At 72.4% G+C, this 7387-nt stretch carries 4 protein-coding genes, 1 tRNA gene and 1 pseudogene; 4 read left to right on the top strand and 2 right to left on the bottom strand.

What is annotated here, in order from left to right:
- Positions 1 to 260, top strand: a pseudogene (locus tag I5E_RS06700) (Bcr/CflA family drug resistance efflux transporter); the annotation flags it as partial.
- A 111-nt stretch (positions 261 to 371) separates the two neighbouring features.
- Positions 372 to 2387 carry a helicase HerA-like domain-containing protein gene (locus I5E_RS06690; protein ID WP_031261752.1) on the top strand — a complete coding sequence of 672 codons (2016 nt, stop codon included), beginning with the start codon at positions 372 to 374 and terminating at the stop codon, positions 2385 to 2387.
- A 25-nt stretch (positions 2388 to 2412) separates the two neighbouring features.
- Here the strand turns inward: I5E_RS06690 and I5E_RS06685 are convergent, their stop codons facing one another.
- Both I5E_RS06685 and I5E_RS06680 read right to left on the bottom strand, forming a co-directional pair.
- Positions 2413 to 3054 carry a hypothetical protein gene (locus tag I5E_RS06685; protein WP_022906306.1) on the bottom strand — a complete coding sequence of 214 codons (642 nt, stop codon included), beginning with the start codon at positions 3052 to 3054 and terminating at the stop codon, positions 2413 to 2415.
- 282 nt (positions 3055 to 3336) lie between these two features.
- Positions 3337 to 3424, bottom strand: a tRNA-Ser gene (locus I5E_RS06680).
- Positions 3425 to 3546: 122 nt separating this feature from the next.
- Here I5E_RS06680 and pta point away from each other — a divergent pair.
- Both pta and I5E_RS06670 read left to right on the top strand, forming a co-directional pair.
- Positions 3547 to 5655, top strand: a complete 2109-nt coding sequence (gene pta / locus I5E_RS06675) for a phosphate acetyltransferase (protein WP_022906305.1) — start codon at positions 3547 to 3549, stop codon at positions 5653 to 5655.
- Positions 5656 to 5705: 50 nt separating this feature from the next.
- On the top strand, positions 5706 to 6902 hold the full coding sequence (locus I5E_RS06670) for an acetate/propionate family kinase (RefSeq protein ID WP_022906304.1): 1197 nt from the start codon (positions 5706 to 5708) through the stop codon (positions 6900 to 6902).
- Positions 6903 to 7387 lie beyond the last annotated feature (485 nt).

The following is a 7387-nucleotide window of genomic DNA, read 5'->3' as shown; positions in this document are numbered from 1 at the left end:
TCATCGCCGCGTGCGGGTTCTCGTTCCCGCTCGTCCAGGTGATCGGCCTGGCCGCGCACGGCAAGGAGGCCGGCACCGCCGCGTCCCTCCTCGGCGCGCTGAACTTCGGCGTGGCCGGGATCATCTCGCCCGTGGTCGGGTGGATCGGCATCACCACCGCGACGCCGATGGCCGCCGTGATGGCGTGCACCTCGGCCGTCGCGATCGTGCTGCTGTGGGCGGTCGTCCGACCGCGGACGGTCCCGGCGCTCACGCACTGAACCGGCCGGTCGGCACCCGGTCCGCGACGAGCCGCGCGTCGGTCGACCGGTGCGTCGTCGCGGATGCGGTGGGGCCGGACAGGGGCGGTGCCGCGTCCATATGCTGTGGGCATGAGCGACGTGGTGGCGCAGGCACGGGCAGCGGCAGAGGCGGCGAAGCAGGCGGCCGACGAGGCCCGGCGCCTCGCGGACGAGGCGGTGCAGCGCGCGGAGGAGCTCGCCGCTCGCGTGGCCGAGCAGCAACAGGCGGGCCAGGAGGCGCAGCCCGCCTCCGCCACGGAGCCCGCGGTGGTCGACTCCCCGGCCCCGACCCAGACCCCGGCGATGGACGCGAGCGCCCCGGCGGTGGACGCGACCGCCCCGCACGCCGAGCCGGCGTCGCCGGCCCCAGCCGCGCCTCCCGAGCCGGCCACCGCCGACGGGCCGCTCGGAGCAGCCGCCGTGGACGCGATCCGCACCGGCTACGGGGTCGAGGGCAGCGCCCTGGAACTCGGCGCCCTGGTGAACGGTGCCCCGCAGCCGGACGTCCAGGTCCGGATCCCGCTCGGGATGCTGAACCGGCACGGCCTCGTCGCGGGGGCGACCGGAACGGGCAAGACGCGCACGCTGCAGGTCCTCGCGGAGCAGATCGCCGCGAACGGGGTGCCCGTCTTCGCGGCCGACATCAAGGGTGACCTGTCCGGACTGGCGGTGGCCGGCACGCCGAACGACAAGCTGCTCGCGCGGACGGCCGGCATCGGGCAGGACTGGCGTGCCGCGGCGAGCGAGGCGGAGTTCTACTCCCTCGGCGGGCAGGGGACCGGCGTCCCGATCCGGGCGACCGTGTCCGGGTTCGGACCACTGCTGCTGTCGAAGGTCCTCGGCCTGAACGACACGCAGGAGTCGTCGCTGGGGCTCGTGTTCCACTACGCGGAACAGGCCGGGCTGCCCCTCGTCGACCTGTCGGACCTCCGGAGCGTGCTGACGTTCCTGACGAGCGACGCGGGCAAGGGGGAGCTCGCCGAGCTCGGCGGGCTGTCGAAGCAGACCGTCGGCGTGATCCTCCGCGAGCTGATCACGTTCGCCGACCGGGGCGCCGACCAGTTCTTCGGCGAGACCGAGATCGACACGACCGTGTTCCTCCGCACCGCCGCCGACGGCCGGGGGATCGTCAGCCTGCTCGAGGTGCCCGGCGTGCAGGACCAGCCCGAGGTGTTCTCGACGTTCCTGATGTGGTTGCTCGCCGACCTCTTCAACGAGCTCCCCGAGGTGGGTGACCAGGACAAACCGAAGCTCGTGTTCTTCTTCGACGAGGCCCACCTGCTGTTCAGCGGCGCGTCGAAGGACTTCCTCGACCAGATCGTCCGTACCGTCCGGCTCATCCGGTCGAAGGGCGTCGGCATCTTCTTCGTCACGCAGACCCCGAAGGACGTCCCGAACGAGGTGCTCGCCCAGCTCGGGTCACGGATCCAGCACCAGCTGCGGGCGCACACCCCGGACGACGCGAAGGCCCTGCGGGCGACGGTGTCGACCTACCCGTCGAGCGACTACGACCTCGGCGAGGTGCTGACCTCGCTCGCCACCGGCGAGGCGATCGTCACCGTGATGAACGAGAAGGGTGCACCGACACCCGTCGCGTGGACCCGACTGCGCGCCCCCGAGGGCTCGATGGACCCGATGCCCGCGCCCGAGATGACCGCGCGCGTGCAGGCGTCCCCGCTCCTGGCGACCTACGGCGCACGGCTCGACCCCGACTCGGCGTACGAGATGCTCGCCCGTCGGATGGAGGCCGCCGCGGCGGACGCTGCGGCCGCCGACGCCGAGAAGGCCGCGGCCACCGCCGCCGCCGAAGCGGAGAAGGAGGCCGCGCGGGCCGCTGCCGCCGCGGCGAAGGAGGCGGCGGCGAAGGACAAGGCCGAGGCACGGGAACGGGCCGCGGCGCAGCAGGAGTACGAGCGGGCGCAGCGCGAGTTCGAGCGGGCCGAGCGCGCGGCCGAGGCGCGTCGGTCGAAGCGGACCTCGTCGCGGACCACCACGTCACGGAAGGCGGAGGACCCGCTGTCGGACCTGCTCGGGTCCGGGCTGGGCAGGACGATCGCGAAGGAGGTCGTGCAGGGGATCTTCTCGACCCTGCGCCGTCGTCGCTGAGCGAGCGCGGCGTGCTCGTGCCGGGTCAGCCGACCAGGTTCGTCGTCTCGAGCACCAGCAGCGTCGCGACGGCGAGCACCGCGACGACGCCCACGACCACGTAGGCCCCGCGCCGCTCGTACCAGGAGCGGCTGGCCGGGTAGCGCCGGACGAACGCGCGGATCGACATCGGGCGGGTCTCGTCGGTGACCTGCACGCCCAGGGCTTCCACGACGCTGTCGATGCCGGCGTCGCCCCAGGTGTCGGCACGCAGACGGAACAGGTGGGTGCCGTCGGCGTCGAGCGCGACGAGCTCACGGGTCGTCCGTTCCACCGCGCTGCCGTAGGTCGTGGCGAGGACGAGGCTGTGGACGCGCTCGCGGGGCACCCGACGGTTCGGGGTGAGGACGCCCCGCACCGTGACGGCCACCGGATCGAGACCGATGAACGCGGTGCCGAGACGCACGAAGACGACGGCCACGACGGCCGCGAGCAGGATGATCGCGGTCGCGACGACGGGCCAGAGCGGCATCGGCAGGGAGACCCAGACGAGGGCGACGGCGAGGGGGACCGCGGAGAACACGACGCTCAGGATGGTCGAGCGCACGAGGGACCGTCGCGGCCGGAGGATCACGTCGTACACGGTCGCGCTCGGCCGAGCAGCTGCCGGTGCCGTCAGGTCCCCCACGTGGACTCCTCGTCCCTCGGGTGCCCGGGCAGCGTGCGACGCTTGCCCGGAGAACGACACCCCTGCCGCTCCGTGCACCGTGGTCGACCCGTCCCGGGGTCGTCCGTCCGAGCAGTCTAGGCGACCGACGGGTACCGAGGACAGCCCGTTCCACCCCTCGGCATCGTTTCGGGGCCAGACCATGGCGAACGGGGTGCAGGGTGGTCCGCCGGGTGGGGGACCGACCCGGCCGTGCAACGAACAGAGCGCGTGACCTGGGGGGGTCACGCGCTCTGTTCGCACTGGCGGAGAATGGGGGATTCGAACCCCCGAGGGCTTGCACCCAACACGCTTTCCAAGCGTGCGCCATAGGCCACTAGGCGAATTCTCCTGACGCTGTCTTCCGACGGCGACACCCAATGGTACAGGTTCCCGGGAGTGCTCACGACCGCGTGTCGAGCGGACCGGGATCCTCCCAGATGTCGTGCCGTGTGCGCCGACTACCCTGGACGCGTGTCGACCCGCATCTACATCACGTCAGCAGAAGGACACACGGGCAAGAGCACCGTCGCCCTCGGTGTCCTCGAGACCCTCGCACGCTCGGTCGGACGGGTCGGCGTGTTCCGGCCGGTCGCGCGCTCGGTCGACGTGCCCGACTACGTGCTCGAGCTCCTCCTGCAGCACACCGCGGTCGGCATCTCCTACGACGACGCGGTCGGCGTCACCTACGACGACGTGCACGCCGACCCGGAGGCCGCGCTGGCCACGATCGTCACCCGCTTCGCCCAGGTCGAGCGGCAGTGCGACGCGGTCGTGGTGCTCGGGTCGGACTACACCGACGTGGGGAGCCCCACCGAGCTGTCGTTCAACGCGAAGGTCGCCGCGAACCTCGGCGCCCCGGTGCTGCTCGTCCTCGGCGGCCGCGACGCCGCCGAGCGCGGTGCCCGCACCCCGGAGGACATGGCCCAGGTCGCCGACGTCACGACGAGCGAGCTCCGGGCCGCGCACGCGCAGTTGTTCGGCATCGTCGTCAACCGTGCCGACCCGGACGCGCTGGCCGCGGTCGTGTCGAGCGTCCAGCACGCGGTCGCGGACCACCACCCCGACCTGCCGGTGTGGGCGATCCCGGAGGACCGGGTCCTCGTCGCCCCGACCGTCCGTGCCCTGCTCGAGGCCACCGGCGCGACCCTGGTGCGCGGCGACGAGGCGCTGCTCGACCGCGAGGCCCTCGGCACCGTCGTCGCGGGCATGAGCATGGAGAACGTCCTGCCGCGCCTGATCGAGGGCGGCATCGTCGTCGTCCCCGGTGACCGCAACGACGTCCTCATCGCCACGCTCCTCGCGAACGAGTCCGAGACCTTCCCGAGCCTGGCCGGCGTGATCCTCAACGGCGGGTTCGAGACCGCGCCGCAGATCTCCCGCCTGCTCGAAGGCCTGTCGAGCTCGCTCCCGATCGCGCAGAACGACCTCGGCACCTACGACACCGCGCTCCGGATCACCCAGACCCGGGGCCGCCTCGCCGCCGACTCGCCGCGGAAGGCAGACCTGGCCCTCGCGCTGTTCGAGCAGCACGTCGACGCCGACGCCCTGCGGGACCGGCTGCAGCTCACCCCCTCCGGCGTCGTCACGCCGCTCATGTTCGAGCACGGACTGCTCGACCGAGCCCGCGCGTACGGCAAGCGCATCGTCCTGCCGGAGGGCGAGGACGACCGGATCCTCCGCGCGGCCTCGACGCTGCTGCAGCGCCAGGTGTGCGACCTCACGATCCTCGGCGACCCCGCCGCGATCCGCACCCGCGCGACCGAGCTCGGCCTCGACCTCGATGCCGCGCAGCTGGTGTCCCCGTTCGACCCCGAGCTCCGCGAACGCTTCGCCGAGGAGTACACCCGGCTCCGCGCGCACAAGGGGATGTCGATCGAGCTCGCCCGCGACACCGTGACCGACGTCTCGTACTTCGGCACGATGATGGTGCAGCTCGGCCTCGCCGACGGCATGGTCTCCGGTGCGAAGCACACCACGGCGCACACCATCCGCCCGTCGTTCGAGATCATCAAGACCCGCCCGGACACCTCGATCGTGTCGAGCGTCTTCCTGATGGCCCTCGCCGACCGGGTCCTCGTCTACGGCGACTGCGCGGTCATCCCGGACCCCACGAGCGAGCAGCTCGCGGACATCGCGATCTCGTCGGCCGAGACCGCGACGCAGTTCGGCATCGACCCGCGCGTGGCGATGCTCAGCTACTCGACGGGCGACAGCGGCTCGGGAGCGGACGTCGACAAGGTCCGCGCCGGCACCGCGTTCGTCCGTGAGCGCCGACCCGACCTGCTCGTCGAGGGGCCGATCCAGTACGACGCCGCAGCCGACCCGACGGTCGCGTCGACGAAGATGCCCGACTCGCCCGTCGCCGGTCGCGCGACCGTGTTCATCTTCCCCGACCTCAACACGGGCAACAACACGTACAAGGCCGTGCAGCGCTCGGCCGGCGCCGTGGCCATCGGCCCGGTGCTGCAGGGCCTGCGCAAGCCGATCAACGACCTCTCTCGCGGTGCGCTCGTCGGCGACATCGTGAACACCGTCGCGATCACCGCGATCCAGGCCGGCACCGCGTCCGACGCGGCCTGACCCGTGGTGGCCGCACCGCGCCTCCAGTCCGACAAGAAAGTGACCCACCAGTGACCGCAGCGCTCGTCGTGAACTCGGGTTCGAGTTCGTTCAAGTACCAGCTCATCGAGCTCGAGGGGGAGCGGACGCTCGCCTCCGGACTCGTGGAGCGCATCGGCGAGACGACGGGGGCGTGGAAGCACACGAACGCCCTCACCGGCGAGTCGTCGTCCAGCGACTCGGCCGAGGTCCCCGACCACGCCGCCGGGTTCCAGGCCATGATCGACGCATTCGCGAAGGTCGGGCCGTCGTTCGACGAGCATCCGCCGGCCGTCGTCGGCCACCGCGTCGTGCACGGCGGCACCACCTTCGACCGCGCCACCGTGGTCACCGACGACGTCGAACGACAGATCGAGGAGCTCTCGAGCCTCGCGCCGCTGCACAACCCGGCGAACCTCGAGGGGATCCGGGCCGCGAAGCAGGTCTTCGCCGACGTGCCCCAGGTCGCCGTGTTCGACACCGCGTTCCACCAGACGATGCCGCCGCACGCGTACACGTACGCGATCCCCGCCGACCTCGCGGCGAAGTACGGGATCCGTCGCTACGGCATGCACGGGACGAGCCACAAGTACGTGTCCGAGCAGGCCGCCGAGTTCCTCGGCCGTCCCCTCGCCGAGCTCAAGACGATCGTGCTGCACCTCGGCAACGGGGCGTCCGCCGCGGCGATCGACGGCGGCCGGTCGATCGAGACCTCCATGGGGCTCACCCCGCTCGAGGGCCTCGTGATGGGCACCCGGTCCGGCGACCTCGACCCGGCCGTGCTCATCCACCTCCACCGCGAGGCCGGGCTGTCCTTCGAGGACCTCGACACCATGCTCAACAAGCAGTCCGGACTGCTCGGGCTGACCGGCAACGGCGACATGCGCGACGTGCAGGACGCGGCGCTCCGGGGCGACGAGGAGGCCGAGGCGGCGCTCGCCGTGTACCGGCACCGGATTCGTCGCTACGTCGGGGCCTACACGGCGCAGCTCGGCGGGCTCGACGCGGTCGTGTTCACCGCGGGCGTGGGCGAGAACAACGCGCTGCTGCGTCGGCGCGTGCTGGCCGGGCTGGAGCACCTCGGCATCGAGATCGACGCGGATCGGAACGAGTTGGCCTCGCGCGAGGCGCGGCTCATCTCGACGGACGCGTCGCGGGTCGCGGTGCTCGTGGTGCCGACGAACGAGGAACTGGAGATCGCCCGGCAGTCGGCCGCGGTGGCGCTGTAGGGGGCCGTGCGGCGGCGGGGGCGCGGTCCGCGGCGGGTGTTCGGTCCGCGGGGCGTCGGTGCGGGTGCGTCGGTGCGGGTGCCGGCGTCCGCGGCTTGGTCCGCACGGTGCGGCTTTCGTCGGCTGGTGCGGGGTTGCTGGCTGGGTGCGCGCTTGCAGCGCGGCACGGTGCGGTCAAAGTCGCACGGGGTGACGAGGGGCGCACGGTGCGGCCGGGTTGGTCAGTCCGCCTTCCTCGCACGGGATGGCGAGGTGCGCACGGTGCGGGCGGGAGGCGCGGGGTGGGCTGGCGCCGCGCCTCCCGTCCGCCGGGTGGTGCCGCGTACTGCACGGTGCGGTGTTCGTCGGCTGGTGCTGGGTTGGTGGCTGGGTGCGCGCTTGTAGCGCGGCACGATGCGGTCAAGTTCGCACGGGGTGACGAGGGGCGCACGGTGCGGCCGGGTTGGTCAGTCCGCCTTCCTCGCACGGGGTGACTAAGTGCGCAC

Origin of the sequence: Curtobacterium sp. B18 (assembly GCF_000333375.1) — a bacterium.
GTDB lineage: Bacteria > Actinomycetota > Actinomycetes > Actinomycetales > Microbacteriaceae > Curtobacterium.
Note: the sequence above shows the minus strand (reverse complement) of the source record. Positions and strands in the feature narration are given on the sequence as shown.